Below are 26,882 nucleotides of genomic sequence, written 5' to 3'. Positions count from 1 at the left end.
TGCGCATCGCCTCGCCTTCGACTGCTGCGCGCCACGGCGACGTGCACGCCATGTCGCGACCTGCGCACGCCATCCGGCCTGTGCAGGCGCGGACGTCCCGGCCATGGCAACCGCAACGCCTCTTGCCCATTGCAACGCATGCGCAAGCGACGTGCGGCGCATCGCAACGAGACGGCACAACCAACCGCGCTACCGTCTCCACGCCGCGCGCGCCCAACGCCGCCCGCCGCAATCCCGGTCTAACCGCTCGCAGTGACGCCCGCGGCCAGCATCCGCCGCCCCTGCTCCACTTCGGCCTCCAGGTCATGCGTCCAGATCCAGTCGAAGCGCTGCGCCAGCGTCTGCGCCAGCCGCGTATCGTCGGCGCCGGCCTGCGGATCGCGCAGCTCGTACAGCTCGCCGGCCTCGCGCGAGGTGCGCTGCACGCGGCAGGCGCGCGGCATGCGCAGGCGCTCGTAGACCTGCAGCAGGGCCGGCAGATCGCCGCGGGTCAGGCCGGGCGTGGCCAGCAGTTGCGCCAGCAGATAGGCGTCCTCCAGGCCCTGCCCGGCGCCGGCGCCCTGGTGCGGCAGCATCGCGTGCGCGGCATCGCCGATCAGCGCCAGCCGCCCGTGCACGTAGCCGGGCAACTCGGCCAGATCGTGCAGCGCCCAGTGCGTGGGCGTGTCGATGCACTCCAGCAAAGTGCGCGCCGCCTCGCCCCAGTGCGCGAACGCCTCCAGCATCTCGCGACGGCTGGCCTCGCGCACCCAGGCCTGGCCGGTACGCCACTGCGGCGCCGGGTCGCTGCGGTCGGAGACGAAGGCGACCACATTGATCAGCCGGCCCTGCTTCACCGGGAAGGTGAGGATGTGCGCGTCCAGGCCCAGCAACATCTGCGGCACGTCGACCAGGTGCTCGTCCACACCGCGCGTGGCGAAGGCGGCGCGCAACCGCGCCGCGTCGATCAGGCCGCGATAGGCGCAGGTGCCGGTGAAGCGCGGCTCCGCCGGCGCGTGGCCGAGCGCGCGCAGCACCTCGCCGCGCAAGGCCGACTTGATGCCGTCGGCGGCGATCAGCACGTCGCCTTCGTACTGGCTGCCGTCGGCGAAGCGCACGCGCGCCGCGTCGGCATCCTGCTCCACGGCGACCGCGCGCTTGCCGAACTGGGCCAGCCCGAACGGCAGGCGCGTGGCCAGCGCGTCGAGGAAGTCGGCGCGATGCACCGAGGACTGGCCGACGCCCGGCGCCAGGGTCTGCCCCAGCAGCCGCGCGTCCTCGCCGCGGCGCCATTCGAACCATACGTCCTGCCACGGTGCCGGCGTGCGGTCGGCGAGTTCGGCATAAGGCTCGCCCATGCCCAGGCCGGCCAGCGCGCGCACCGCGTTGGGACCGAACGAGACGCCGGCGCCGATCTCGCCGAAGGCTGGCGCCGATTCGAACAACTGCACGTCGAGATGGCGGTGGCGGCACAGGCCCAGGGCCAGGCCGACGCCGGCGATGCCGCCGCCGACGATGCCGATGCGCAGGGGGGATGCAGGAGTCATCTGGAGTTCTCCGGTGGGGATCGTCAATCGCGGCCGGCCAGCAGGATCTTCTCTGCCAGCCGCGCGGGCGCGCTGAAACACACTTCGTGGCTGCCCGGCAGGCTGACCAGGCGATAGGCGCCCAGGCGCGCACTCAGCCGCGGATGCCAGCCGTACTCGCCCGGCGGCAGCGCCACGTCGTCGGTGGCGTAGAGCCAGCTGCGCGGGATCTGCAGCTCATGGAAGCGCTTGAGCGGCACCGCGTCGAAATGGCTGCGCGCCGGGGTCGGGCTCAGCTGCGCGTAGGCCTGCTGCGCCTGCGCCAGGTCGGCGTCGCCGATGAAGCCGTCGCGCCAGATCGGGAACGGCAGCATGATTCCGCCGTCGGCATCGACCGCGTTCTTCCACAGCGCCTGGTAGTGCGGCGGCAGCAGGTCGAACAGCGCCTCGCCGTCGCGCAGCACGAAGGCATTGTGGAACACCAGGCGTTTGCAGCGTTCCGGTTCCTCTTCCGCCAGGCGCTGCACGATGCTGCCGCCCCAGCTGTGGCCGAGCACGACCAGGTCGCGCAGGTCGTGGCGGCGCACGTAGTCCACCACCGAGGCCACGCAGTCGGCGTGCGAGACGCGCTTGTCGGCGCCGGCGCCATGCCCGGCGATGGTCGGCGCATGCACCTGCGCACCGTGCGCGCGCAGGTGGTCGGCGACGCCGTCCCAGGCGTGGCCGTCATGCCAGGAACCGTGCAGCAACAGATAGGTTTGCATGGAGTCGTCTCCGTGAGGCTCAGCGGAAGGTCCAGCCGATGCCGAGAGTGAAGTAGGTGAGATCGCGGGTCCCGGCCTGCACGCCGCCGCTGGCGACCGCGCCACCCGGCGCGTGGGTGACGCTGCCGGTCAGCGACAGCTGCGGCGACAGCCGCCAGGTCGCGCCCAGCGCGTAGTGGCGGTACTGCGCCAGCGGCGCCAGCACGGCCAGTTGCGCCTGGCTGTCGGGGATCAGGCGGCTGGCGCGCGAATAGCCCAGCCGCAGCGACCACGCATCGTCGAGGCGGTAGTCGGCGCCGAGCCGGAACACGCGCTGGCTGCGCCAGCCGAAGCCGGGGCCGTCCGCATCGCCGAGCGCGCCGCCCTGGTCGATGCGATTGCCGTAGGCGCGCTCGCCGGACCAGTCGATCCATAGCCAGTCGGCCGCCAGGGTCAGCGCCGCGGTGGGCTGCCAGGCCAGGCCGGCGCCGGCCTGCTGCGGCAGGTCCAGGCGGCCTTCCGGCAGCAGTCCGCGGTAGCGCTGCAGGCGGCCGAAGCGGATGCGGCTGGACCAGGTAATGCCTGCGTTCAACCCCGGCGCCAACTGGCCGTACCAGCCCAGCGCCACGCCATAGCCGTACGCCGAGTCGGCACCGGCCGACTGGAAACCGATCCCCTCCAGGCCGGCGATGTGCAGGCGCTGGTAGGCCAACCGCGGCGAGACACCCAGGTACTGGTGCTCGCCCACGCGCCAGGCCAGGGTAGGCGCCAGCACCACCTGCTGCAGCTTGGACAGCGTGTCGTGGCTGCCATAGACCGGGGCGCCGTAGTCGAGCGCCACGCCATGGCCGAACACCGACACGCCCAGGCTCAGGTCGTCGTTGAGTTGGCGGTTGTAGCCGGCGGTCGGCACCGGGATCAGCGCATCGTCCTTGTAGCGCGTCGTGCCGACCTGGCTGCGCACCGGCGCCGAGATCAGGGTGAGGTCGGCATCGATGCGGTCGCCGACCGCGCCCATGCCGGCCGGGTTGTTGGCCGACGCCGCCGCATCCAGCGGCAAGGCGATCGAGGTGCCGGCCAGGCCCTGGGTCTGCGCGCCGTAGCCGGGCAAGGCCACGCCGTTGTTGGCGGCGGCACCGCCGGAAACCGCCGCCATGGTCCACAACAGCGTGGTCCAGCGTGGCGTGCCCTGCCGTTGCGTCCTGCAACGCGTTGGTTGTGGAAACTGCTGCATGATCGGGCCCTCCCTCCGAGCCGATGCGTGGATGCGGCCGCCGGACGGCGACGCGCAGAGGTCCGTACCGCCGCCGGAGACGGCGGCGGCAGCGGGTGCCAGGAACTCAGGAACTGAAGACGGCGTTGGATGCGCGACGCGGCCGCAACCTGGCCGCGCTGCGCGATTGGCTAGGCGGCCACGCGGCGACGCGCCGGATTGGCCTGGTTGTCGACGCCGTCGACCAGCGGGGTCAGGTGAAAATCGAACGCGATTTCGGCGAACGGACCGTCCACGCCGTTGGCGGCGATGCTGGCCGGGTCGCCGTGCTCCACGATCGCCGGCACCAGGCCGTCGCGGGTGGCGTAGGCGAAGTCGTCGTCGACCAGCGGATCGCCGGCGATGTTGATCTGCGTGGTCAGCTTGCGGTGGCCCTCGGCGCCGATGAAGAAGTGGATGTGCGCCGGCCGCTGGCCATGCCGGCCGAGCGCGAACAGCAGGCGTTCGGTCGGGCTGCCCGGCGGCACGCCGTAGCCCTTGGGCACGATGCTGCGGAAGCGGTACTGGCCGTTGCCGTCGGCGATGATGGTGCGGCGCATGTTGAACGGCGCCTGCTTGCCGGTGGGGTCGAAGTGCGAATAGAAGCCGCGGGTGTCGCAATGCCAGACCTCGACGCTGGCCCCGGGCAGCGGGCGGCCGTCGGCACCGTACACGGTGCCGTGCATGACCAGGGTGTGGCCGTTCTCGTCGCTGCCGTCGTCGAGGCGGGCGAAGCCGTGCGCCACCGGCGCGCCGGCCACGTACAACGGCCCTTCGATGGTGCGCGGGGTGGGATTGTCGATGCCCAGTGCCGCATCGATGGCGTCCAGGCGCAGGTCCAGGAAATGATCCAGGCCCAGCCCGGGCGAGATCAGCCCGGCCTGCCCGGCCGCGCCCAGGTCGTTGAGCCAGGCGATCGCCGCCCAGTATTCGTCGGGGGTGATCTCCAACTCGTCGATGCTGCGGAACAGATCCGAGAGCACGCGGTGCACGATCTGCTTCACCCGCGGCGCACCGCCCGGCATGTCCAACCCGCTGACCTGGCGCAGGAACGCCTGCACATCGGGGGTGGCGAAGATCTTGACGCTCATGGTGATGCCCTTCCTTTCTCGTGGTGGCGATGGCGGCCGAGACACGTCCCCTCCCGAGGGGGCGTCCGCAGCGGAACTAGCGATCGTCCTCGTACAGCGACGAGGGATGCCGGCACAGCGGGGTCACCGCGATGCGCATGTAGGGGAACAGCGGCAGCGACAGCAGCAGCGCGTGCAGCTCGGCGTTGTCGGCCACGTCGAAGATGCTGACGTTGGCGTACTGCCCGACCACCCGCCAGATGTGCCGCCAGCGGCCGTCGCGCTGCAGTTCCTGGAAGCGCGCCTTCTCCTCGCGCTTGAGCTGCTCGGCGCGCTCCGGCGGCATGTCGGCGGGAAGATTCACGTCCATGGTCACGTGGAACAGCATGGTCAGTCCTCCGCGGTGGCGCTGACCGCCACCACGCTGCGGCCGCGATCGCGGCGGAAGGCCTGCACCTGCGCCTCGTCCAGCGCGATGCCCAGGCCGGGGCCGGTGGGCAGATGCAGATGGAAATCGGCGTAGCGCAGCGGCTCGGTCAGCAGGTGCTCGGTCAGCAACAGCGGCCCGAACAGTTCGGTGCCCCACTGCAGTTGCGGGAAGGTGGCGAACACCTGCGCCGAGGCGATGGTGCCGATCGGCCCTTCCAGCATGGTGCCGCCGTACAGGCCGATGCCGGCCGCCTCGGCGATGGCGGCGACCTTCTGCGCGGCGATCGGCCCGCCGGACGGCTCGATCTTCACCGCGAACACGTCGGCCGCCGGCGCCCGCGCGGCCAGGAACGCGCTCTCCGGCCCGGCCAGGATCTCGTCGGCCATCAACGCCAGCGGGAAGCGCTGCATCAGCCGCTGCATCGCCTCGCGCGAGGCCACCGGCTGCTCGACCAGCTCGCACCCGGCATCGGCCAGCGCCGGCAGCGCGCGCACCGCCTCGGCCTCGCTCCAGGCCATGTTGACGTCGACCCGCACCGCGCCGCGCGCGCCCAGCGCACGCTTGATCGCGGCCACGTGGGCGATGTCCTCGGCCGGCGGCCGCGCGCCGATCTTCAGCTTGAACACCTGGTGGCGGCGCAGGTCCAGCATCTGCTCGGCCTCGGCGATGTCGCGCGCGGTGTCGCCCGAGGCCAGGGTCCAGGCCACCGGCAGACGCTCGCGCAGGCGCCCACCCAGCAACTCGGACAGCGGCAGGCCGACGCGCTTGCCCTGCGCGTCCAGCAGCGCGGTCTCCACCGCGCACTTGGCGAAATGATTGCCCTTGACCTGCTTGCCGATGCGCTGCATCAGCGCCTGCACGGCGGTGGCGTCGGCGCCGGCCAGCAGCGGCGCCAGGTAGCGGTCGATCGCCAACTTCATGCCTTCCGGGCTTTCCGCGCCGTAGGCCAGGCCGCCGATGGTGGTGCCTTCGCCCACGCCGACCACACCGTCGGAGCAGTGCAGGCGCACCAGCATCAGGGTCTGCCCCTGCATGGTCGCCACCGACAGGCGGTGCGGGCGGATGGTCGGCAGGTCGAGCAGCAAGGTCTCGACCCGCTCGACGGTGGCGGCGGTGCGGCGGGCGGGGGTGGGCAACGGGTCCATGTGGGCCACACTGCGCCGGCCGCGCGACCACGTCCAAGACTCTGCCGGTCTCGCTCCATACCTTTTTGGTATTTTATCTACGCGAACCGCTTCATTCCTGCTTTTATTGCAGCGCAACATACTCCGAGCGAGTACGGACTTCCGATGGACCTGCGCCAACTCCGCTACTTCGTCGCCGTCGCCCGCGAGCGCAACTTCACCCGCGCCGCCGAGCTGCTGCACATCGCGCAGCCGCCGCTGAGCCGGCAGATCCAGCAGTTGGAAGAGCAACTGGGCACGCGCCTGATCGTGCGCAGCAGCCGCCCGCTGCGGCTGACCGACGCTGGCAAGCTGTTCTACGAGGAAGCGCTGCAGGTGCTGGGCCGGGTCGAGCAGATGCAGGACGCCGCGCGCCGGCTCGGCCGCAGCGAGCAGCGGGTGTTCGCGATCGGCTTCGTCGCCTCCGCGCTCTACGGCGGCCTGCCGACGCTGGTGCGGCGGCTGCGCCAGCAGCGCCCGGACCTGGACATCCGCCTGCTGGAGTTGATGTCGGGCGAGCAGATCGAGGCGCTGAAGACCGGCCGCATCGATCTGGGTGTGGGCCGCATCCGCCACGACGATGATGCGGTCGAGCGATTGGTGCTGCGCGAGGAGCGCCTGGTGGTCGCGCTGCCGATGGAGCATCCGCTGGCCGCCACCGACGCCCCGCTGGCGCCGGACGCGCTCACCGCGCAGCGCCTGATCGTCTACCCCAGCCAGCCGCGGCCGAGCTTCGCCGACCAGGTGCTGTCGCTGCTGCGCGACCGCGGCATCCGCCCGCTGGCGGTGCAGGAAGTGCGTGAGCTGCAGACCGCGCTCGGCCTGGTCGCCGCGGAAATGGGCCTGTGCGTCATCCCCGCCTCGGTGCGGGTGCTGCGCCGCGACCTGCACTACCGCCTGCTCGACGACGAACACGCGACCTCGCCGATCATCCTCAGCCATCGCCGCAACGACAGCTCCGAACTGCTGCCGCTGATCCAGCGGCTGATCCGCGAGATGTACACCGAAACGCCGGCGTGGCTGGACACCGCCTACAATCGCCTCCATCTTCCTTAAGCCATTGCTGCGACCGATGCACGACGAGATCCCTGGCGACGCGCCCGATTACCTGGGCGACACCCGCCGCTGGCTGGAACGCGCGGTAATCGGCCTGAACCTGTGCCCCTTCGCCAAGGCGGTGCACGTCAAGCAGCAGATCCGCTACGTGCTCAGCGATGCGAGCACGCCGGAGGCGCTGCTCGAACAGTTGGCCGAGGAACTGGTGCTGCTGCGCGACACCCCGGCCGAGCAGATCGACACCACGCTGATCGTGCACCCGGACGTGCTGCAGGACTTCCTGGACTACAACGACTTCCTCGACAACGCCGACGCCGCGGTCGAGGCGCTGGACCTGCAGGGCATCCTGCAGGTGGCCAGTTTTCATCCGCAGTACCAGTTCGCCGGCACCGCGCCGGAGGACATCGGCAACTATACCAACCGCGCGCCCTACCCCACCCTGCACCTGTTGCGCGAGGACAGCGTGGAACGCGCGGTGGCCGCGTTCCCGGACGCGGACGTGATCGTCGAGCGCAATCTCCAGACCTTGGAGAAGCTGGGGCTGGAGGGCTGGAAGCGGGCGCTTGACGGCCGGGATTAGGCATTCGGGATTGGGGATTCGTAAAAGCGGGATTCGCCGCGGTGCGAGGCGCATCGCGCCTTTGCCAATCCCGAATCCCCAATCCCTACTCCCGGCCCTCGAACAGCACCGCCACGTCCGCTGCCTCCAGCACCCGCCACTGTCCCGGGGGTAGATCGCCCAGCGCAAAGCCGCCGATGCGGCTGCGGTGCAGCGCGGTCACGTGGTTGCCGACGGCGGCGAACATGCGCCGCACCTGGTGGTAGCGGCCTTCGTGCAGGGCGACGCGCACCTGCCGCGGCCCCAGCGTTTCCAGCGCCACCGGCAGCAGCGGCGTGGTCTCGCCCTCGAGCATCAGCGTGCCACTGGCGAACTGCGCCGCTTCGTCGCCACGCAGATCCTCGGCCAGGGTGGCCTCGTAGACCTTCGCCAGGCGTGCCTTCGGCGAGACGATGCGGTGCAGCAGCGCGCCGTCGTCGGTCATCAGCAGCAGGCCGCTGGTGTCGCGGTCCAGCCGCCCGACGGTGGACAGCAGCGGCGAGCGCAGGCGGAAGCGCGGCGGCAGCAGGTCGTAGACGATGCGTCCCGGATCCTTGGTCGAGCAGGTGTAGCCGACCGGCTTGTGCAGCGCCAGGATCAGCCCGGGCGGCGGATCCAGCGGCTCACCGTCAACCCGGATCGCCGCGTGCGGCACCTGGTCGTCGGCGTACAGCACCTCGCCCTCGGCGTCGGTGATGCGGCCTTCGCGGAACATCAGCGCCACCTGTTTGCGGCTGCCGTAGCCCAGGTTGGCCAGGTGCTTGACCAGTTTCATCGGCGCACTCCGCCGCGGCTGCGCACCGCGTGGATCAGCTTGAAGCCGTCGCGGGTGGCGAGCACCTCGGTCGCGCCGAAGCTGGCATCGAGCACCGCCTCGTAGGGCAGATGGCGGTTGGCGACCAGGAACAGCCGCCCGCCGGGCGCCAGCGCCTGCGCCGCCACCGCGATGAAGCGCCGGCCGATGTCGGGCCGTTCCAGCCGCCCCGGTGCGTGGAACGGCGGATTGCTGACGATGACGTCGTACTGCCCCGGCAGTCCGGTGGTCACGTCGTGCCAGTGGAAGCCCAGCGTCGTCCCGGTCGGCGCCTGCGCCAGGTTGGCGCGCGCCAGCGCCAGCGCGCGCGCGTCGGCCTCGAACAGGTCCAGCGCGGTCAGCTGCGGGCAGCGCGCCAGCAGTTCCGCCGACAGGTAGCCGTAGCCGGCGCCGAGATCGGCGGCACGGCCACGCAGGTCGGCGGGCAGGTGCTCGGCCAGCAGCGCCGAGGCCGGGTCGATGCGGTCCCAGGCGAACACGCCGGGGCGGCTACGGAAGCGCCCGTCCAGGATCGGCCGCACCGCATCCAGCGTTGCCCAGCGCTGCTGCAGCGCGGCGTCGTGGCCGCCCTGCAGCGGCGCGGTCCAGTAGACCCGGCAGTGGTGCTTGGTCAACTTGCCGCCGAGGCCGGCCAGTTGCTGCAGGTCGTCCTCGCCTGAGCGCGCGCCCTCGTTGTTGGCCTGGCAGGCCACCACCACGCCGCCAGGCGCGGCCAGCGCCACGGCGCGCGCCAGCAGCGCCCGCGCCTCCTCGCGCTGGCGCGGCGGCAGCACCAGCACCAGCGCGTAGCCGCCGGCATCGGCGGCGCCGTCCTGCTCGGCGCGCACGGTCCAGCCACCCTGCTGCAGCGCGCTGGCGAACGGCCGGTAGTCCTGCTCGCAGACCAGTTGCGCCGACTGCGCGTGCTGGCGCAGCGCCCAGCCGTCGCGGGCGCGCAGGAACAGCACCTTGCCCGCAGGCCAGCGCAGCACGCCCTGGGAAAACGGCAGGAACAGGGTATCGAGGGGAGCGTCTTGCGCGGCCGGCATCGGGCATGGTCATCGGAACAGGGACGCGCATTCTACCGGCAGCGCGCCGCGACCCCGGTTTTGCGCGAATCCAACGCATCATTGATGTTCCGGCAACATCGCCGCGCCTAGGCTGCAAGACACCCAATGACCGGAGAGGCAGCATGCGCGCAGTGTTCATCGGCGGCGTCGTCGACAACAGCGAAGTGGACCTGGATGGCAGCCAGCCGCCGTTGCACTACCCGGAGAACACCGGCACCGGGCGCCCGCGCTACCGCCTGCACCAGCGCGGCGCGCGCGACGACGGCAGCGTGGTCTACGCCGTCTACGCCGCCCCGGAACTGGGCGACACCGAAGTGGAGCGCGTATTCAACGAACGCGGCTACGCCCGCCGTTTCGGCGTGGAGCCGGCGCCGGTGGAGCATTGATGCCGGGCAGTTGGCGTAGGAAGTCCAGACTCGATAAGTAGGAGCGGCTGCAGCCGCGACCGGGCCTTACCAGGAATCCCCGGTCGCGGCTGCAGCCGCTGCTGCGAAGAAGTGCACATCTTCTTAGAAGGACGCGGCGACGCCGTGCATCGGGATGCGCGAATGCGGGAGCCTTAGTGGTCCTGTACCGGTCAGCTCCGAAATGCTTTTGCAGGAGTGGTTTCAGCCGCGACCGGGCTCCATCAAGGAAGCGCTGATCGCGACCAAATACGCTCCTAAGGTGCGAACAGGCGCGCCTAACGCCAGCGCCTGAAGCTCACTTGCCCGGCTTCGGCGTCACCCGCCAGATCACGTTGCCGACGTCGTCGGCGACCAGCAGTGCGCCCGGCTTGTCCACTGCCACACCGACCGGGCGGCCCTGGGCGCGACCTTCGGCGTCGAGGAAGCCGGTCAGCACGTCCTGCGGCTTGCCGCTGGGCTTGCCGTTGGCGAAGGGCACGTAGATCACCTTGTAGCCCGACGGCGGGTCGCGGTTCCAGGAGCCGTGCTGGCCGATGAAGGCGCCGCCGAGGTAGGTCTGCGGCAGCAGCGCGCCTTCGTAGAAAGCCAGGCCGAGCGAGGCGGTATGTGCGCCCAGCGCGTAATCAGGCTTGATCGCGCTGGCCACCATCTCCGGGTTCTGCGGCTGCACACGCTCGTCCACGTGCTGGCCGTAGTAACTATAGGGCCAGCCGTAGAAGCCGCCCTCGCGCACCGAGGTCAGGTAATCGGGCACCAGGTCGCTACCGAGTTCGTCGCGCTCGTTGACCACCGTCCACAGGGTGTCGGTGCCGGGCTGCCAGGCCAGGCCGACCGGGTTGCGCAGGCCGCTGGCGAACACGCGGGTGGCGCCGCTGGCCGCGTCCACTTCCAGGATCGCGGCGCGGTTGAGTTCCTGCTCCATGCCGTTTTCGGCGACGTTGCTGTTGGAGCCGACGCCCACGTAAAGCTTCTTGCCGTCGCGGCTGGCCAGCAGGCTCTTGGTCCAGTGGTGGTTGATGCCACCGGGCAGGTTGGCGACGAAGCTGGGCGCGGCGGTGATCTGGGTGTCTCCCTCCTTGTACGGGAAGCTGACCAGCGCATCGGCATTGGCGATGTACAGGCGGTCGCCGACCAGGGCCATGCCGAACGGCGAATACAGGCCCTTGAGGAACTGCGTGCGCACTTCGGCGACGCCGTCGCCGTCGGCATCGCGCAGCAGGGTGATGCGGTTGGCGCTGGGCACGCTGGCACCGGCCTTGGACATCATCGCGCCCTGGATCTTGTCGCGCAGCCCGCTGCTCTCTTTTTCCGGCGCCGGCGGCTCGGCTGTCTCGGCGACCAGCACGTCGCCGTTGGGCAGCACGTACAGCCAGCGCGGATGGTCGAGGTCGCGCGCGAAGGCCTGCACCGCCAGATCGGCGGCCGGTACCGGCGCGGCGCCATCGGCCCAGCGCTTGACCTCGGCGACCTTGACCGTGGGGATCATGCGCTTGACCGGATCGGGCAGCACCGGGTTCGGCCCCATGCCGTCCTCGATGGGGTGCTTGGCGGTGTCGCCGCAGGCAGCGAGCAAGGCGGCACTGAGCGCACACAACACCCAACGGGCACGAATCGGCGAAGACATGGTCATGCGTCTTGGATATCCGGGAACACGGGGGAACGCCGATGATGCCCAGCCCCGCCGCGGAAAAAGTGAAAGATGCGTCAAGAGGCGTCGCCGCGCGGATCGCTGTCCCAGGGCCGCGCCGGCAGCTGGCGCACGCTGCGGATTTCGTCCAGCCACAGGTAACGGTGCTGGGCCGGATCGTCGAGATCGTCGATGCGCACCTGCGCATTGCTGCCTTCGTTGCCGTCGGCATCGCGGAATTGCTGGATGCTGGGGCGCACCGACACGGTGCCGAAGCACACGCTGCCGTCGGTCAGTTCGATGCGCACATGCGACTGACCGGGCAGTTGCAGGATCAACGCTTCCAGCGCCTGGATCTGCGCCTGGTCGGTGTGGATACGCTCGGCAAACTGGGTCATCGGCGGACTCCGTATGGGGACCGCTGCACCCTAGCGCCGCCGGTGTGAGCCGGCAGTCAGCGCTGCCGCGCGAAGCGCACCGCAGACACCAGCTGCGCCACGCTGTACGGCTTGGCCAGGTGCTCCTGGAAGCCGGACTGCAGCGCGCGCTGGCGATCGTCGGCACGCGCCAGCGCGGTCACTGCCACCGCCGGCAGGTCATCCGCGCTCAGACCCATGTTCTCGCGCACGGTGCGGATCAGGCCGTAGCCGTCCATGCCCGGCATGCCGATGTCGGTGACCATCACGTCGATCGCCGCATGGCCGCCGCCATCGAGCACCTCCAGCGCCTCGCTGGCCGAGCCCACCGCGACCACTTCGGCCCCCTGCTCCTCGAGCAGGCGCCGCAGGTAGTCGAGCATGTCCGGCTGGTCCTCCACCGCCAGCAGGCGCACGCCCTTGAGCGAATACGCCTCGACCACTTGTTCGGCCATCGCGAAGGCGCGCACTTCGCGCAGCGGGCGCGAGCCCGGCGCGTCGCGGTGCAGCGGCAGGCGCACGGTGAACACCGAGCCGCAGTCGCGGCCTTCGCTGAACGCGCTGATCTGGCCGCCGTGCATCTCCACCAGTTGCTGCACGATCGCCAGACCCAGGCCGAGGCCGCCGTGCAGACGCGTGGTGGTGCTGTCGGCCTGGCGGAAGCGGCCGAACAGGTGCGGCAGGAATTCCGGCGGGATGCCGTCGCCGGAATCGCGCACGGCGACGCTGACGTGCTCGCCATCGTCGTCGAGCTCGATCGCCAGGGCGATGCGCCCGTGCGCGGGGGTGAACTTGATCGCATTGGACAACAGGTTCCAGAACACCTGCTGCAGGCGCGTGGCGTCGCCCAGCACCATGCAGGGCTGCGCGGGCGCCTGCAGGGTCAGCGCCTGGTCCTTGCCTTCGGCCACCGGCTCCTGCGCGCGCATCGCCTCGCGCACCTGCTCGGCCAGGTCCAGCGCCTCCACTTCCAACTGCACCTTGCCCAGCAGCATGCTGCTGAGGTCGAGCATGTCGGAAATCAGCCGCTGCTGCGCACGCGCGCTACTGGCGATCACCGACAGGCCCTTGCTGCTCGGGTCGCCCGGCGGCAACCGCTGCAGCAGCAGATCGCTCCAGCCGAGGATGGTGGTCAGCGGCGTGCGCAGTTCGTGCGACAGCGTCGCCAGGAATTCGTCCTTCAGCCGCGCCATGCTCTCGGCGGCGTTGCGCGCGCTGCGCTCGGACTCCAGCAGTTGCTCGCGCGCCAGTTCGATGTCGCGGCGTTCGGTGACGTCCGGGCTGCTGCCGGCCAGGCCGATGAACTTACCCTCGGCGGAGTAGCGCGGCACCGCGGTCATTTCCACCCAGCGCCATTCGCCGTCGTGGCGGCGCGCGCGCACCAGCGCGCGCAGATTGCGCTGGTCGTGCAGCGCGTTGCGCAGTTCGTAGGCGAACACGCCCACATCCTCCGGATGCAGCACATCGCCCCAGCCCGGGCGCACCCCATCGGTGTCCAGATCGATGCCGAAGAACTCGGCGTAGGCAGTGTTGGTGAAACGCAGCTCGCCCTGGGCGTCCAGCACCCACACCGGCATCGGCAGGCCCTCGGCCAGTGCGCTGAAGCGCGCCTCGCTCTCGGCCAGGTCGCGCTCCATCCGCTTGCGCTCGGTGATGTCGAGGAACTGCACGGCAACCTGGCGCAGTTCCGGCGCGCCGACGCGGAACGCATCCACCGCCCACCAGCGGTCCAGCGCGGTGGCGAAGTTTTCGAACTTCGCCGAGCGGCCGCTCAGCGCCACCTCGCCGTAGCGCTGGAACCAGTGCTCCTCGTGGGTCGGCGAGATGTCGCGCATGCGCCGCCCGACCACCTCGCGCAGGCCGGTCTCGCGCTCGAAGGCCGGATTGACCTGCAGGAACACGTAATCGACCGCGCGCTCGCCTTCGAACAGCATCTGGATCACGCAAAAGCCGGAATCGATCTTGTCGAAGATTTCGCGGTATTGCAGGTCCGTCGCCTGCGCGAACGAAGACGAGGTGGATTCTGGGCTGGCATGCATGACGGAGTAACTCTGGAAGCGGCCTACGGCAACGGATGACGACGGTGCCCTGCATCCGCGGCGCAACAACGACGCGCTAGGAACGGCGAGGCGGAACCCCCATCTTGTTAAGCCACTCCGCCGCCGTCAAGCCAGGGTGCACGCTGCACCTGCGGAACCTGGTCACCAGAAGAAGGCGATCACCAGGACGATGCCCAGCAGCGAGAGACCGATCCCGGCAAACACCAGCCACTGGGTCAGGCGCGCGCTGCGCAAGGCCTGCTCTTCCAGCCAACGCTCGGCTTCCTCGCGCCACGGCGGCGGCGGAGAGGATTCCAGCAGTTGCTGGACGCGTGCCGCCCCCAGCTGCCGGCATTGCCGACGGCATTCTGCGGGGATCACGGGTCGCTGGGGTGCGCTCACAACGGACATGACAAGCTTCCTGAACCGCTCAGCCGAGCGTGAAACGCGGTGCGTCGCTGGCGAGCTCGTGCTCCACCGCCATCCGCGCCAATCGCGTGTAGTTGGCACGCGGGCCGGCCCCGCGGCCGACGATCAGGCCCAGGTACTCCAGGCCGGCCCACACCCGCGCCTTCCACTCCACGCCGTCTTCGGCCAGCACCAGCATCAGCGTATAGCGGAAGCTCTGCCCCTGCGGGCTGCGGTAGTGGTAACTGGGCGGGAACTGCACGGCCACGTCCTGCGCCTCGCCGAGCGAGACCAGGTAGCGCCGCAACAGATGGCGCACGTCGTCGCCCGGGTTCAGGCGCAGCTGGCGCGCCGCCTCGTCCAGGTTGGCCTGGTGCTCGACGAACGCGGCCGCGCCACTGGCCGGGCTGTGCCCGTGGCGCTTGGCCCACTCGATGAACTGCAGCCGCACATCGCTACCGGTATGGGCGTGGTGGAACAACGGCGTCTTCATGCGATCCCCGCATCACTCCAGTGGCCTCCATGCTCGCGCGCGCACCGTGAAGCAGGCGGCGAGGCGATGTGAGCCGGCCGTCACGCCGGAGCGGATGAATCCGCGGCCAACGGTGCTCGCCACACGCCTCGCCGCGATTGCGGGCGCGCCGGCACAGGCACACACTGGACACACGCCTCCTGGAGATCCGCCATGAAGATCCGCTATGCCTGGACGGCGCTGGCTGTTGCCTGCCTGTGGGCGGGCGGCGCCTCCGCCGAGATCCGTAACGTCACCGACCCGCAGGCGCCGCGCAGCCTCGCCAGCGACGGCCCGGTGCAGGTCAGCTGGGCCGATCCGGCCAGCTTCAGCGAACTGCGGCAGAGCCGCAACCGCTGGGAAGCCGAACGCGGCGATTGGGTGCAGGACCTGGCCGCCTACCTGCAGAAGCAGGCCGCCAAGCAACTGCAGCCCGGCCAGCGCCTGGACATCAAACTGACCGACATCAAGCGCGCCGGCGACTACGAGCCATGGCACGGCCCGAACTGGAACGACGTGCGGGTGATGCGCGACCTGTACCCGCCGCGGATCAGCCTCGACTTCACCCTGTACGGCGCCGACGGCGAGGTGTTGGCGCAGGGCCAGCCGAAGCTGATGGACCCGAGCTACCTGTACAACAGCTCGGTCGGCCTGAGCACCGATCCGCTGCGCTACGAAAAACGCATGCTCGACGACTGGCTGCGCCGCCAGTTCCGCAACAAGGACAGCGCGGTCGCCGAGCGCTGAAGCCGTCCGCGCGGCGCCGGCATCGCGCCGGCGCCGTCAGGCACGGGTCAACCGCCGAGATAAGTGCGCGGCGCGCGCTTGAGGCCGCACAGCAACCGGTAGGCACTGGAGTTGCAACGCCCGGCCAGCGCATCGATACGCGGCTGCGCGCCCCACAACTGCACCTCGCTGCCGAGTCCGGCCTGCGGGTGGTCGGTCAGATCCACGGTCAGCATGTCCATCGACACGCGCCCGATCAGTTCACCAGGCGCGCCGTCGATCAGCACCGGCGTGCCGTTGGGCGCGAACTGCGGATAGCCATCGGCATAACCGATCGCCACCACCCCGACCCGGGTCGGGCGCGCCGCGACGAAGCGCGCGCCATAGCCGACCGGCTCACCCGGCCCCAGGTCGCGCACCGAGATGACCTTGGACTGCAGGGTCATCACCGGGCGCAGTTCGCCGGGCAGCGCCGCCGTCGCGGCGAACGGGTCGGCACCGTACAGCATCAGCCCCGGCCGCCCCCAGTCGTTGTGCAGCTCAGGCCAGCCCAGCAGCGCCGGCGAATTGCACAGGCTGGTCTCGCCGGCCAGGCCGGCAGTCGCCTGGCGGAACACCTCCACCTGCTCGCGGGTACGTGCGCTGTCCAGTTCGTCGGCACGGGCGAAGTGGCTCATCAGCACCAGCCGCTCGACCTGCGGCAACGCGCTCAGGCGCGCATGCGCGGCGCGGAATTCCTCCGGCGCCAGGCCCAGCCGGTGCATGCCGCTGTCCAGCTTCAGCCACAGGCACAGCGGCTGCGGCGCGGCGAAGGCGGCGATCGCCTCCACCTGCCAGGGCGAGGCCACCGCGCACCACAGCCGGTGTTCGGCGACCAGCGGCAATTCGTCGGCGTCGAAGATGCCTTCCAGCAGCAGGATCGGCGCGGCGATGCCGGCCTGGCGCAGTTCCAGCGCCTCCTCGATGCAGGCCACCGCGAAGCCGTCGGCCTCGCCGTCCAGCGCGCGCGCGCACGCCACCGCGCCATGCCCGTAGGCATCGGCCTTGACCACCGCCAGTGCCTTGCCGCCGCTCAGTTGGCGGGCCAGGCGGTAGTTGTTGCGCAGCGCGTCGAGGTCGATCAATGCACGGGCTGGGCGCACGCGACGGCCTCGGCGACGGACGCGGCGGAACCGCGGGAGTAACGGAAGATGTCCAGGCCCTCGCCGCTGATCTGCGGCTGCCGCGAGACCATCAGGTCGGCCAGGTAGCGGCCGGAGCCGCAGGCCATGGTCCAGCCCAGCGTGCCGTGGCCGGTATTGAGGAACAGGTTGCGGTAGCCGGTGGCGCCGACCACCGGCGTGCCGTCCGGGGTGGCCGGACGCAGCCCGGTCCAGAACTCGGCCGCGGCCAGGTCGCCGCCGTGCGGGTACAGGTCGTTGACCACCTTCTCCAGCGTGGCGCGGCGCCGCGCCGGCCGCGACAGATCGAAGCCGGCCAGTTCGGCCATGCCGCCGACGCGGATACGCTCGTCGAAGCGGGTGATCGCGACCTTGTAGCTCTCGTCGAGGATGGTGGAGGTCGGCGCCAACGCCGCGTCGCGGATCGGCAGGGTCAGCGAATAGCCCTTCAGCGGGTACACCGGCAGGCGGATGCCCAGCGGCGCCAGCAGGCCGGGCGAATAGCTGCCCAGCGCGACCACGTAGCGGTCGGCGCGCTCCAGCCGGCCGCCGATGCGCACGCCGTCGATGCGATCGCCATCGGCCTGCAGTGCCTCGATGGTCTCGCCCTGCCGGAACTGCACGCCGGCCGCAGCCGCCATCGCCGCCAGGCGCTGGGTGAACAGGCGACAGTCGCCGGTCTGGTCGTTGGGCAGGCGCAGCGCGCCGACCAGGGTCGCCGGTGCGCTGGCCAGGGCCGGCTCGACCCGGGCGATGCCGGCACGGTCCAGCAGTTCGTAGGGCACGCCGTACTCGCGCAGCACCTCGATGTCCTTGGCCGCGCCGTCCAGTTGCTGCTGGGTGCGGAACAACTGGGTGGTGCCGAGCTGGCGGCCTTCGTAGGCGATGCCGGTCTCGGCGCGCAGCTGGTCCAGGCAGTCGCGGCTGTATTCGGACAGGCGCACCATCCGCGCCTTGTTGATCGCATAGCGCTCGGCGGTGCAATTGCGCAGCATCTGCGCCAGCCACAGGTACTGCTGCAGGTCGGCAGTCGGCGTGATCGCCAGCGGCGCATGGCGCTGGAACAGCCATTTCAGCGCCTTCAGCGGCACCCCGGGCGCCGCCCACGGCGACGCATAGCCGGGCGAGACCTGGCCGGCATTGGCGTAGCTGGTCTCCAGCCCGGCCGCCGGCTGGCGGTCGACCACCGTCACCTCGCAGCCGCTGCGGGCCAGATACCACGCCGTGGCCGTGCCGATCACACCGCTGCCGAGAACCAGAACCCGCATGCGCCTACTCCGTTCGGATCAATTCCCTGGCTGGATGGCGCCAGGGCAGAAGTTCGGTGCAGTATAGGCAGCGCAACCCAGGATTTTCCCCTGACTTCTGCCGGCCTGGCAGGCCAAACCCCTGAGACCCACCCGCATGGCCGCACGCCTCCGCGAACTGGACAAGATCGACCGCAAGATCCTGCGCATCCTGCAGCAGGAAGGGCGCATCTCCTTCACCGAACTGGGCGAGCGGGTCGGCCTGTCGACCACCCCCTGCACCGAGCGGGTACGCCGGCTGGAACGCGACGGCGCCATCACCGGCTACTACGCGCGGCTGGACCCGCACTACCTCAAGGCCAGCCTGCTGGTGTTCGTGGAGATCAGCCTGGCCTACAAGTCCGGCGACATCTTCGAGGAGTTCCGCCGCGCCGCGCTCAAGCTGCCGAACGTACTCGAGTGCCACCTGGTCTCGGGCGACTTCGACTACCTGCTCAAGGCGCGCATCAGCGAGATGGCGTCCTACCGCAAGCTGCTGGGCAGCACTCTGCTGACCCTGCCGCACGTGCGCGAGTCCAAGAGCTACATCGTGATGGAGGAAGTGAAGGAAACGCTCAGCCTGCCGATCGCCGACTGAGCGTTTCGCGCGGGATGCAGGTCAGGAGACCAGCAGCTTCTCGAGATCGTCGCGCGAGGAATTGGCGTGGTTCTTGGCCAGTTCCGCCACCACCCGCTTCTGGACCTCCTTGTGCAGCAGCGGCCGCAACTGCCCAAGCGTGTGCGGGTCGGCGACCAGCATCAGGTGCTCCACCTGTCCGCGCAACGCGTCCTGGTACAGCCGCTCGGCCACCTGGCGCACGAACCCGGCCTCATCCATGGTCATCGGCCGGTCGCCGTCCTCCACGCCCTCGATCGGCGTCGGGTTCAGCACTTCGGTCTGCTCCAGCAGCGCGGTCTCGCCGGCCAGGTTGACCCGGAACAGGCGCGCGCTGGTGCGGTCGGCGACGACGATCAGGGTGTTGTCGGGAAGCTTGCTCATCGGTTCTCCTGCGAAACATGGCGCCGCGGCAATCGCGGCCGGTACGCCAGTCTAGAAACCGATTTGTGAGGATGGCGGCCACGCGGCGTTCGCCGCGCGTTCGTCGCGCGGGTGCAAGCGCATCACTCCTGGATGCGCACGCCGTCGCCGCTGGGGACGGTGTCGTAATAACGGCCGGTGCGGGTGTCCAGCGCGCGGTTCGGGCCGACCTGCATCGCTCCGGGAACCACCTGCCCGCTGCGGTCGTAGAGGCGCACCGGACGGCGTGCGGAGGGGTCGGCGACCGCGGCCGCAGGCACTGCCGGGCTGGCCGGGCGCGTGTGCCGAGTCTTTCCTTGCCGGTCGTCCAGGTTGGACGGCACAGGCGCGGCACTGGGAGCGGTCGTCGATGCCGGCGCACGCTCGTCGAGACGGCTGGCCACCGAGGGCGCCGGCGGCGGCGCGGACTGCAGGGTATTGGCGTCGCGATTGCCGGCCGGTGCGCCGGGGACTGGCTGAAGAATCTGCGCGGCGGCAAGCGCCGGCACGAGCAAGGCGATGGCAACGCAGGGCAGCAAGCGGTTCACGGTGGCTCCGTCGATGGGCCGGGGGAGCGTTCCACGCTAGCGCATCGCCGAGGCCGCGTCGACGCGGTACGGCGCGCTTGATCCGCCGCGTACAGCCCTCATGTTGTTTTCCCCTCCTCCAGCCACGGGTCCCGCCATGAGCCGATTCGACCTCACGCCTCCCACCACTGCCGAGCGCGAGCGCCTGATCGGCGACCTGAACGTGGAGGAACGCCGGGTGCTGCTGCAGCACGGTACCGAAGCGCCGTTCTGCGGCGTGTTCCTGGACAACAAGCTGGAGGGCGTCTACACCTGCCGGCTGTGCGGACTGCCGCTGTTCCGCTCCAGCGCCAAGTTCGATTCCGGCACCGGCTGGCCGAGCTTCTTCGCGCCCTACCACCCCGACCACGTGCGCGAGATACGCGACACCAGCCACGGCATGATCCGCACCGAGATCGTCTGCGCCCGCTGCGACAGCCATCTCGGCCACGTGTTCCCGGACGGCCCGCCGCCGAGCGGCGAGCGCCACTGCCTGAATTCGGTCTCGCTGCAGTTCACCGAACAGGGCCAGGCGTTGCCCAACCCGCTGCACCGCGCCGGCGGCGAGACCGAACCGGCCTGATTCCGGCGCAGCCGCGCCGCCATAGGGAGACCACCGGTATGCGTACCCCGTTGCTTCCCCTCCTGCTCCTGCCACTGGCCCTGAGCGCCTGCCAGCGCAGCCCCACCCCGCCGCCGGCGCAGACCACGCCGACAGCGGCCACGTCTTCGCCCGCCGCCGCGCCCGGCCTGCAGGCCGATGCCCTGCCCATGCAATGGCGCTGCGGCGAGGAACTGGTGCAGGCGGCGGCCGATCCGGCGCGCGAGCGCCTGGCCCTGCAGGTGCGCGGCACCCGCCTGGACATGCAGCGCACCGATGCCGGCACCGCCACCGGCGCGCGCTACGCCGACGCACTGGGAAACACCTTCTGGCAGTCGCAGCCGGACCAGGCCACGCTGACCCTGGCGGGTGTGGGCGAGACGCTCAAATGCGTCCGCCATGACAGCGGCATGACCGGCTGAGCACCCGGTCCGCCACCCACACCGCCAAAAAGCCGGCACAGTTCACACCTTCAGAATGGCGCCGCGGGGCCGACATCTAGGGCGTCCCCGCTTCGGCCCGCAGGCTGCCCCGCCATGCTCATCATCGTTGGCTTCATCGTCGTCATCATCAGCGTGGTCGGCGGCTACGTGCTGTCGCACGGCAAACTCGGCGCGCTGTGGCAGCCCTACGAGCTGATGATCATCGGTGGCGCGGCGCTGGGCGCGTTCCTGGTCAGCACCCCGGGCAAGATCGTCAAGGCCACCATCGCCGACGTGATGGGGGTGTTCAAGGGTCCGAAGTACAAGTCCGACGACTATCGCAGCACCCTGACCCTGATCTACGAACTGCTGAACAAGGCGCGCCGCGACGGCTTCATGGCCCTGGAAGACCACGTCGAGCGGCCGGCCGACAGCGCGATCTTCGGCAACTACCCGAAGGTGCTGGCCGACCATCACCTGCTCGACTTCATCACCGACTGCCTGCGCCTGATGATCGGCAGCAACATCGAGCCGCACGAACTGGAACCGCTGCTGGAACTGGAGCTGGAGAAGCACCACCACGAGGCGATGGCGCCGGCCCATGCGCTGAGCAAGGTGTCCGACGGCCTGCCCGGCTTCGGCATCGTCGCCGCGGTACTGGGCATCGTGATCACCATGGGCGCGATCGGCGGCCCGATCGAGGAGATCGGCCACCACGTCGGCGCGGCGTTGGTCGGCACCTTCCTCGGCATCCTGATGGCTTACGGCTTCGTCTCGCCGCTGTCGGCGGCGATGGAAGCGCGCGCCGAGCAGGACAGCCGCATCTTCGAATCGGTGAAGACCGCGCTGCTGGCCTGCCTGCGCGGCTACAACCCGAAGATCGCCCTCGAATTCGCGCGCAAGACCCTGCCGACCGACGTGCGGCCGAGCTTCGCCGATTTCGAAACGCATCTGAAGACGATCAAGTAACGCCGCCATGGCCGAGACCAAGCCCACCGTCGTCATCCGCCGGGTCAAGAAGGTCCAGGGCGGCGGCCACCACGGCGGCGCGTGGAAGGTGGCCTATGCCGACTTCGTGACCGCGATGATGGCGTTCTTCCTGGTGCTGTGGCTGGTCGCGGCCACCACCAAGGAACAGCGCGCGGCGATCGCCGAATACTTCCGCAATCCCAGCCCGCTGGCCGGCAAGAGCCCGGCGCCGAGCCCCGGCATGGCCGGCCCCGGCGGCGCCAGCACCTCGATGATCAAGCTCGGCGGCGCCGGCGAAATGCAGCGCGGCAACAACAAGGATCCGTTCGGCAGCAAGAGCCTGAAGGGCGACGACAACAGCAAGAGCAGCCAGCGCGAGAAGGAAAAGGAGCGCCTGGAAACGCTGATGCAGGAACTGAAGCAAGCCATCGACAAGAGCCAGGCGCTGGAGCCGTTCAAGGACCAGCTGCTGCTGGACCTGACCCCGGACGGCCTGCGCATCCAGATCGTGGACAAGGAAAACCGGCCGATGTTCGACCTCGGCAGCGCGGTGCTCAAGCCCTATACCCGCGGCATCCTCCACGAGCTGTCCGGCTTCATCAACCAGGTGCCCAACCACATCAGCATCACCGGCCATACCGACGTCACCCAGTACAGCGGCAAGAACGGCTACAGCAACTGGGAGCTGAGCGCGGACCGCGCCAACGCCGCGCGCCGCGAGCTGGTCGCCGGCGGCATGGGCGAGGACAAGGTCTCGCGCGTGGTCGGGCTGTCCTCGTCGGTGCTGTTCGACAAGCAGGTGCCGAACAACCCGATCAACCGCCGCATCAGCATCGTGGTGATGACCAAGGATGCCGAGGATGCCGCCACGGCCGATGGCGACCACAGTGTCGCCCTGGGCACGGTGCAATCCGATGCCGACACCAAGGTGCCGGACCTGAGCGCCGCGGCGACGGAAGCGGCCGCGACACCGGCCAGCGGCAAGGCCGCGCCCGCGGCGGCGCCTGCCGCCACGCCTGGCGCGGCCCCGGCGGCACCGGCTGCGACACCGGCCAAGGCCACGGTGCAGATCGCCGAGCCGCGCACGACCTCGCCGGAGACCGCGGCCGCCGCCGCACGCGATGCCTTGCGCAGCATCAACGGCGGCGCACCGGTGACGGCCGCCGCCGGCAGCGGCGGGGCCGAAGCGGCCAGCGCACGCTGATCGCGGCGGCGCATCCGGCGGCCAGTGGCCGCACCGCGCTGGCCCGGCAGGACCGTACACGGCGCGGCGCTTACAATGGCCGCCACTTCGCCAACGAGACCGCCGTGTCCAAGCAATCCAAAGCCAAGCGCGACAAGCGCAAGAAGCAGCAGTCGCCGCGCCCCTTCGCCCGCCTGGGCCGCGAGCAGCCCATCGCCAACCATGCCGTGCTGCAGGACCAGAGCGGCCGCGTGCTGGCCGCGATCGGCCTGCAGGGACGCCAGTGGTTGCTGGCGGTCGGCGGCCAGACCATGGGCAATGCCGACAATCCAGTGCCGATGCTGGCGATGCTCAAGCACCTGGCCAACCTGCAGGAGCAGGAAGGCAACACCATCACCCTGGAATACTCGACGCAGCTGCAGCAGATGATCGACGCGCTGGCGGCCGAGGCCGGCCAGACCCCGGCCGAGTATCTGGACGCGCTGGTCGCCGAGTTCGCGGCTGGCGACGGCGCGGCAGAGAATGCGGACGAAGACGAGGACGGGACCGACGCGGACGACGCGCCGGAGACGACCGGTTCCGCGCCGGCGCAGGCCGACAGCAGCGCGGCGCCTGACGCCGCGGCGGATGCCGACGGCACGCACAAGCCGGCCTGACCGGACCCGATGGCGGTCTACATCGACGACGCGGTGCATCCCTGGCGCGGCCAGCGCTGGGGCCACCTGCTCGCCGACACGCTGGACGAACTGCACGCCATGGCGGCGCGGCTGGGCATTCCCCGCCGCGCCTTCCAGAACAAGCTCAGCGGCGCGCACTACGACGTGCCGGCGCCCCTGCGCGACGAAGCGATCCGCCTGGGCGCGGTGCCGGTGTCGCGGCACAGCGATCGCGAACTGCTGAAAGCCCTGATCCGCCATGCGCGTGCGCAGGCGCGCGGCGAGGCGCAGTGAGCGATGCCACCGCGTCCGCCAACGCGCTTTTCGTAGGAGCGGCTTCAGCCGCGATGGCGTTCCCGGGAAAGCCTGTCGCGGCTGAAGCCGCTCCTACAGCACGCCCGCAGCGCCGACTGACGTCTGCCTAGAACGGATCGCTGCCCGGGCGCAGGTCGATGCCCAGGATCGCGGCCAGGCGCTGCATGTCCTGGTCGTCGCGGCTGAGCGCCATCCAGCCGGCGCGGATCTCGCTGCCGGCGTCCCAGCACCAGATGCTGTAGCCGTGCTCGCGCAGGCGGTCGTAGGCCACGGCCAGCAGCGAGGCGCTGTCGTGATCCTCGAGGAAATCGGCGTCGTCGATGTCGCCGCCCCAGTCGATGCGCAGGTTCCAGCGCGCGGCCAGTTCGTCGATCGCGCCGATCAGTGCCTCGCGGTCGTGGCCGTCGACGTAGAAGCCCGCGCGCCAGTCGATCGCGTCCTTCAGCGTCCACAGCCAATCGGCGTTCTCGCGCTCTGCTTCGCCGGCCGCCTCGCGGTAGGCGTCGAACTGGCGCAGCGCGCTTTCCTCGTCGCCCGGGTTGATCAGCAGCAACAGGTTCCAGATCAGGCCCTGCTGGGTGTCCGGATCGTCGTCGTCGTCGAACAGGTCGTCGGGATCGTCGTAGTCGGCGCTGTTGTCGGGCATGGCGGCGGATCGGGCATCACGGGGGAGCGCCAGTGTGCCGCGCCCGGCGCGACGACGGAAGCGCGGAACTCGGCAACGGCGCCGCGGGCGTTTATCCTTCGCAGCCCGGAAGACGGCGCTGTCCGCCGCCACGCGAAGCCACCACGATGTCCGACACGCCCCCCGACCGCCTGGCGGTCAGCCCGCAGAGCCCCTTCCACGATGCCGAGACGCTGTCGCGCGGCGTCGGCATCCGCTTCAATGGCGTGGAGCGCGACAACGTCGAGGAATACTCGATCAGCGAAGGCTGGATCCGCGTGCAGGTCGGCAAGGCGCGCGACCGCCGCGGCAATCCGATGACCATGAAGGTCAAGGGCCAGGTCGAAGCCTTCTGGCTCGACGCCAAGTAAGCGCGACCGCCGACAGGCACGGCGCCTGCCGGCACATTGCGGTGGCCGGCCGCACGCCGCGGCCCCGGCTACCGCCTCAGGGCTTGAGCCGGTAGCCGCTGCGGAAGATCGCCCAGATCACGCCCAGGCACAGCGCCAGGAATCCCAGGGTCATGCCCACGCTGACCGCGATGTGCACGTCGGCCTTGCCGTAGAACGCCCAGCGAAAGCCGCTGACCAGATACACCACCGGGTTGAACAGGCTGATCTTCTGCCACAGCGGCGGCAGCATGTTGATCGAGTAGAAGCTGCCGCCGAGGAAGGTCAGCGGCGTGATCACCATCAGCGGGATCACCTGCAGCTTCTCGAAGCCGTCGGCCCACACGCCGATGATGAAGCCGAACAGGCTGAAGGTCAGCGCGGTCAGCACCAGGAAGCCGAGCATCCACAGCGGATGGGCAATCTCGTACGGCACGAAGGCGCGCGCGGTGAGCAGGATCAGCAAACCCAGCAGCACCGATTTGCTCGCCGCCGCGCCGACGTAGCCGATCACCACCTCCCACCACGCCACCGGCGCCGACAGCACCTCGTAGATGGTGCCGGCCCAGCGCGGCATGTAGATGCCGAACGAGGCGTTGGAGATGCTTTCGCTGAGCAGCGACAGCATCACCAGCCCGGGGATGATGTAGGCACCGTAGCTGATGCCGTCGATGGCGCCCATGCGCGAGCCGATCGCCGCGCCGAACACCACGAAGTACAGCGAGGTCGACAGCACCGGCGAGGCGATGGACTGGGTCAGCGTGCGGAAGGTGCGCGCCATCTCGAAGCGGTAGATCGCGGCGATCGCGTGCAGGTTCATGCGCGCACCTCCGCACCGGCGGCGGCCGGCCGCACCAGGTTGACGAAGATCTCCTCCAGCGAACTCTCGCTGGACTGCAGATCCTTGATCTCCACGCCCTGCGCCTCCAGTTGCCGCAGCAGCGGGCCGATGCCGGTCTGCGCGGCCTGCGCGTCGTAGGTGTAGGTGAGCGTCGCGCCGTCAGCGGACAGTTCCAGCGGCTGCGCCGCCAGCGCCGGCGGCAACGCCGGCAGCGGCGCCTGCAGGGTCAGTGCCAGTTGCTTCTTGCCGAGCTTGCGCATCAGCGTGCGCTTGTCCTCCACCAGCAGCAGTTCGCCGCGGGCGACCACGCCGACGCGGTCGGCCATGTCCTCGGCCTCCTCGATGTAGTGCGTGGTCAGGATGATGGTGGTGCCCTGCTCGCGCAGGCGCCGCACCATCTGCCACATGTCGTGGCGCAACTCCACGTCCACGCCGGCGGTGGGTTCGTCCAGGAACAGGATCGACGGCTCGTGCGCCAGCGCCTTGGCGATCAGCACGCGCCGCTTCATGCCGCCGGACAAGGTGGAGATCTTGCTGCCGCGCTTGTCCCACAGCGACAGTTCGCGCAGCACCCGCTCCAGGTGGGCGTCGTCGCGCGGCTTGCCGAACAGGCCGCGACTGAAGCGCACCGTCGCCCACACCGTCTCGAACGCATCGGTGGCCAGTTCCTGCGGCACCAGGCCGATCTTGCTGCGCGCGGCGCGGTAGTCGCGCACGATGTCGTGGCCGTCGGCCAGCACCCGGCCGCTGCTGGGCGTGACCAGACCGCAGACGATGCTGATCAGCGTGGTCTTGCCGGCGCCGTTGGGACCGAGCAGGGCGAAGATCTCGCCGCGGCGGATCTCCAGATCGATGCCCTTGAGCGCCTGGAAGCCCCCGGCGTAGGTCTTGGTGAGCTGTTGCACGGAAATGATCGGCGACACGGGAACTCCCTGGGCGGCGCAGCGACTGCGGTACGGCCCCCAGGGTAGAAGCCCGGTCGTGATGGATAAATCCCG

Annotated in this window: 32 protein-coding genes; 12 read left to right on the top strand and 20 right to left on the bottom strand. The window is 70.1% G+C overall.

Annotated elements, in window-relative coordinates:
• Window positions 1-239: 239 nt before the first annotated feature.
• From salA to FHR66_RS00630, 6 genes are all read right to left on the bottom strand, one after another.
• Complete coding sequence (gene salA / locus FHR66_RS00655; RefSeq protein WP_160969282.1) at window positions 240-1,526, bottom strand: salicylate 1-monooxygenase; 1,287 nt, start codon at window positions 1,524-1,526, stop codon at window positions 240-242.
• Between the two features lie 23 nt (window positions 1,527-1,549).
• The gene (locus tag FHR66_RS00650; RefSeq protein ID WP_160969284.1) at window positions 1,550-2,269 is read right to left on the bottom strand and encodes an alpha/beta fold hydrolase; all 720 of its coding nucleotides are present in this window, start codon (window positions 2,267-2,269) and stop codon (window positions 1,550-1,552) included.
• Between the two features lie 19 nt (window positions 2,270-2,288).
• Entirely contained in the window at window positions 2,289-3,482 is a 1,194-nt protein-coding gene (locus tag FHR66_RS00645; protein ID WP_160969286.1) for an OmpP1/FadL family transporter, read from the bottom strand.
• 170 nt (window positions 3,483-3,652) lie between these two features.
• Window positions 3,653-4,591, bottom strand: a complete 939-nt coding sequence (catA, locus tag FHR66_RS00640; RefSeq protein WP_160969288.1) for a catechol 1,2-dioxygenase — start codon at window positions 4,589-4,591, stop codon at window positions 3,653-3,655.
• Between the two features lie 76 nt (window positions 4,592-4,667).
• A complete protein-coding gene (gene catC / locus FHR66_RS00635) occupies window positions 4,668-4,958 on the bottom strand; it encodes a muconolactone Delta-isomerase (RefSeq protein ID WP_160969290.1) in 291 nt (96 codons plus the stop codon).
• Between the two features lie 2 nt (window positions 4,959-4,960).
• Window positions 4,961-6,145 carry a muconate/chloromuconate family cycloisomerase gene (locus tag FHR66_RS00630; RefSeq protein WP_167087270.1) on the bottom strand — a complete coding sequence of 395 codons (1,185 nt, stop codon included), beginning with the start codon at window positions 6,143-6,145 and terminating at the stop codon, window positions 4,961-4,963.
• A gap of 144 nt (window positions 6,146-6,289) precedes the next feature.
• On the opposite strand from FHR66_RS00630, the gene FHR66_RS00625 reads away from it, so the two are divergent.
• Both FHR66_RS00625 and FHR66_RS00620 read left to right on the top strand, forming a co-directional pair.
• The gene (locus FHR66_RS00625) at window positions 6,290-7,219 is read left to right on the top strand and encodes a LysR family transcriptional regulator (protein WP_160968099.1); all 930 of its coding nucleotides are present in this window, start codon (window positions 6,290-6,292) and stop codon (window positions 7,217-7,219) included.
• Window positions 7,220-7,235: 16 nt separating this feature from the next.
• A complete protein-coding gene (locus FHR66_RS00620; RefSeq protein WP_160968101.1) occupies window positions 7,236-7,799 on the top strand; it encodes a DUF1415 domain-containing protein in 564 nt (187 codons plus the stop codon).
• A gap of 85 nt (window positions 7,800-7,884) precedes the next feature.
• Here the strand turns inward: FHR66_RS00620 and FHR66_RS00615 are convergent, their stop codons facing one another.
• Complete coding sequence (locus FHR66_RS00615) at window positions 7,885-8,592, bottom strand: pseudouridine synthase (RefSeq protein WP_160968102.1); 708 nt, start codon at window positions 8,590-8,592, stop codon at window positions 7,885-7,887.
• The gene (locus FHR66_RS00610) at window positions 8,589-9,659 is read right to left on the bottom strand and encodes a class I SAM-dependent methyltransferase (protein ID WP_160968104.1); all 1,071 of its coding nucleotides are present in this window, start codon (window positions 9,657-9,659) and stop codon (window positions 8,589-8,591) included. The genes FHR66_RS00615 and FHR66_RS00610 overlap by 4 nt, the downstream gene beginning before the upstream one ends.
• A gap of 143 nt (window positions 9,660-9,802) precedes the next feature.
• Here FHR66_RS00610 and FHR66_RS00605 point away from each other — a divergent pair, with 143 nt between their 5' ends.
• Window positions 9,803-10,066, top strand: coding sequence for a hypothetical protein (locus FHR66_RS00605; protein WP_017908770.1), 264 nt, complete (start codon window positions 9,803-9,805; stop codon window positions 10,064-10,066).
• A gap of 316 nt (window positions 10,067-10,382) precedes the next feature.
• On the opposite strand, the gene FHR66_RS00600 is transcribed toward FHR66_RS00605, so the two are convergent.
• The 5 genes from FHR66_RS00600 to FHR66_RS00580 form a co-directional block, all read right to left on the bottom strand.
• Complete coding sequence (locus FHR66_RS00600) at window positions 10,383-11,717, bottom strand: PQQ-dependent sugar dehydrogenase (RefSeq protein WP_160968106.1); 1,335 nt, start codon at window positions 11,715-11,717, stop codon at window positions 10,383-10,385.
• A 74-nt stretch (window positions 11,718-11,791) separates the two neighbouring features.
• A complete protein-coding gene (locus FHR66_RS00595; protein WP_160968108.1) occupies window positions 11,792-12,112 on the bottom strand; it encodes a DUF3247 family protein in 321 nt (106 codons plus the stop codon).
• A 56-nt stretch (window positions 12,113-12,168) separates the two neighbouring features.
• Window positions 12,169-14,169 carry a hybrid sensor histidine kinase/response regulator gene (locus tag FHR66_RS00590; protein ID WP_167087268.1) on the bottom strand — a complete coding sequence of 667 codons (2,001 nt, stop codon included), beginning with the start codon at window positions 14,167-14,169 and terminating at the stop codon, window positions 12,169-12,171.
• A gap of 162 nt (window positions 14,170-14,331) precedes the next feature.
• On the bottom strand, window positions 14,332-14,580 hold the full coding sequence (locus tag FHR66_RS00585) for a hypothetical protein (protein ID WP_237475366.1): 249 nt from the start codon (window positions 14,578-14,580) through the stop codon (window positions 14,332-14,334).
• Window positions 14,581-14,599: 19 nt separating this feature from the next.
• Window positions 14,600-15,070: a hypothetical protein gene (locus FHR66_RS00580; protein ID WP_160968112.1), complete on the bottom strand. Its 471-nt coding sequence runs from the start codon at window positions 15,068-15,070 to the stop codon at window positions 14,600-14,602.
• Between the two features lie 192 nt (window positions 15,071-15,262).
• Between FHR66_RS00580 and FHR66_RS00575 the strand changes: the two genes are divergently transcribed.
• Window positions 15,263-15,835: a DUF3016 domain-containing protein gene (locus FHR66_RS00575; RefSeq protein WP_160968114.1), complete on the top strand. Its 573-nt coding sequence runs from the start codon at window positions 15,263-15,265 to the stop codon at window positions 15,833-15,835.
• A gap of 47 nt (window positions 15,836-15,882) precedes the next feature.
• Here the strand turns inward: FHR66_RS00575 and alr are convergent, their stop codons facing one another.
• Window positions 15,883-16,956: an alanine racemase gene (gene alr, locus FHR66_RS00570; RefSeq protein ID WP_160968116.1), complete on the bottom strand. Its 1,074-nt coding sequence runs from the start codon at window positions 16,954-16,956 to the stop codon at window positions 15,883-15,885.
• Window positions 16,935-18,242, bottom strand: coding sequence for a D-amino acid dehydrogenase (locus FHR66_RS00565; RefSeq protein ID WP_160968118.1), 1,308 nt, complete (start codon window positions 18,240-18,242; stop codon window positions 16,935-16,937). Before FHR66_RS00565 ends, alr begins: the two co-directional genes overlap by 22 nt.
• Window positions 18,243-18,378: 136 nt before the next feature.
• On the opposite strand from FHR66_RS00565, the gene FHR66_RS00560 reads away from it, so the two are divergent.
• Window positions 18,379-18,858, top strand: a complete 480-nt coding sequence (locus FHR66_RS00560) for an Lrp/AsnC ligand binding domain-containing protein (protein WP_017908762.1) — start codon at window positions 18,379-18,381, stop codon at window positions 18,856-18,858.
• 21 nt (window positions 18,859-18,879) lie between these two features.
• Here the strand turns inward: FHR66_RS00560 and FHR66_RS00555 are convergent, their stop codons facing one another.
• Together FHR66_RS00555 and FHR66_RS00550 are read right to left on the bottom strand one after the other, a co-directional pair.
• Window positions 18,880-19,260: a baeRF12 domain-containing protein gene (locus tag FHR66_RS00555; protein ID WP_048492458.1), complete on the bottom strand. Its 381-nt coding sequence runs from the start codon at window positions 19,258-19,260 to the stop codon at window positions 18,880-18,882.
• 122 nt (window positions 19,261-19,382) lie between these two features.
• Complete coding sequence (locus FHR66_RS00550) at window positions 19,383-19,826, bottom strand: hypothetical protein (protein ID WP_160968120.1); 444 nt, start codon at window positions 19,824-19,826, stop codon at window positions 19,383-19,385.
• A 136-nt stretch (window positions 19,827-19,962) separates the two neighbouring features.
• Here FHR66_RS00550 and msrB point away from each other — a divergent pair, with 136 nt between their 5' ends.
• The 6 genes from msrB to FHR66_RS00520 all read left to right on the top strand — a co-directional run bounded on the left by msrB (window position 19,963) and on the right by FHR66_RS00520 (window position 23,969).
• Entirely contained in the window at window positions 19,963-20,427 is a 465-nt protein-coding gene (msrB, locus tag FHR66_RS00545) for a peptide-methionine (R)-S-oxide reductase MsrB (protein ID WP_160968122.1), read from the top strand.
• Window positions 20,428-20,477: 50 nt separating this feature from the next.
• Complete coding sequence (locus FHR66_RS00540; RefSeq protein WP_208417121.1) at window positions 20,478-20,867, top strand: MliC family protein; 390 nt, start codon at window positions 20,478-20,480, stop codon at window positions 20,865-20,867.
• Between the two features lie 114 nt (window positions 20,868-20,981).
• Window positions 20,982-21,836 carry a flagellar motor stator protein MotA gene (gene motA, locus FHR66_RS00535; RefSeq protein ID WP_160968126.1) on the top strand — a complete coding sequence of 285 codons (855 nt, stop codon included), beginning with the start codon at window positions 20,982-20,984 and terminating at the stop codon, window positions 21,834-21,836.
• Window positions 21,837-21,843: 7 nt separating this feature from the next.
• Window positions 21,844-23,040 carry a flagellar motor protein MotB gene (gene motB, locus FHR66_RS00530; protein WP_160968128.1) on the top strand — a complete coding sequence of 399 codons (1,197 nt, stop codon included), beginning with the start codon at window positions 21,844-21,846 and terminating at the stop codon, window positions 23,038-23,040.
• A 104-nt stretch (window positions 23,041-23,144) separates the two neighbouring features.
• Window positions 23,145-23,675 carry a hypothetical protein gene (locus tag FHR66_RS00525; RefSeq protein WP_160968130.1) on the top strand — a complete coding sequence of 177 codons (531 nt, stop codon included), beginning with the start codon at window positions 23,145-23,147 and terminating at the stop codon, window positions 23,673-23,675.
• 9 nt (window positions 23,676-23,684) lie between these two features.
• On the top strand, window positions 23,685-23,969 hold the full coding sequence (locus tag FHR66_RS00520; protein ID WP_160968132.1) for a DUF4031 domain-containing protein: 285 nt from the start codon (window positions 23,685-23,687) through the stop codon (window positions 23,967-23,969).
• A gap of 127 nt (window positions 23,970-24,096) precedes the next feature.
• On the opposite strand, the gene FHR66_RS00515 is transcribed toward FHR66_RS00520, so the two are convergent.
• Window positions 24,097-24,636, bottom strand: coding sequence for a DUF6630 family protein (locus FHR66_RS00515; RefSeq protein ID WP_160968134.1), 540 nt, complete (start codon window positions 24,634-24,636; stop codon window positions 24,097-24,099).
• A gap of 146 nt (window positions 24,637-24,782) precedes the next feature.
• On the opposite strand from FHR66_RS00515, the gene FHR66_RS00510 reads away from it, so the two are divergent.
• A complete protein-coding gene (locus FHR66_RS00510) occupies window positions 24,783-25,025 on the top strand; it encodes a DUF3297 family protein (protein ID WP_048492240.1) in 243 nt (80 codons plus the stop codon).
• A gap of 76 nt (window positions 25,026-25,101) precedes the next feature.
• Here FHR66_RS00510 and FHR66_RS00505 read toward each other — a convergent pair whose 3' ends face one another.
• Both FHR66_RS00505 and FHR66_RS00500 read right to left on the bottom strand, forming a co-directional pair.
• Window positions 25,102-25,863, bottom strand: a complete 762-nt coding sequence (locus FHR66_RS00505; protein ID WP_160968136.1) for an ABC transporter permease — start codon at window positions 25,861-25,863, stop codon at window positions 25,102-25,104.
• Complete coding sequence (locus FHR66_RS00500) at window positions 25,860-26,807, bottom strand: ATP-binding cassette domain-containing protein (protein ID WP_160968138.1); 948 nt, start codon at window positions 26,805-26,807, stop codon at window positions 25,860-25,862. Before FHR66_RS00500 ends, FHR66_RS00505 begins: the two co-directional genes overlap by 4 nt.
• Window positions 26,808-26,882 lie beyond the last annotated feature (75 nt).

This window comes from Xanthomonas sp. F4 (genome assembly GCF_011761895.1).
The sequence above is the reverse complement of the archived record's forward strand: the minus strand, read 5'-3'. Positions and strand labels throughout refer to the sequence as shown.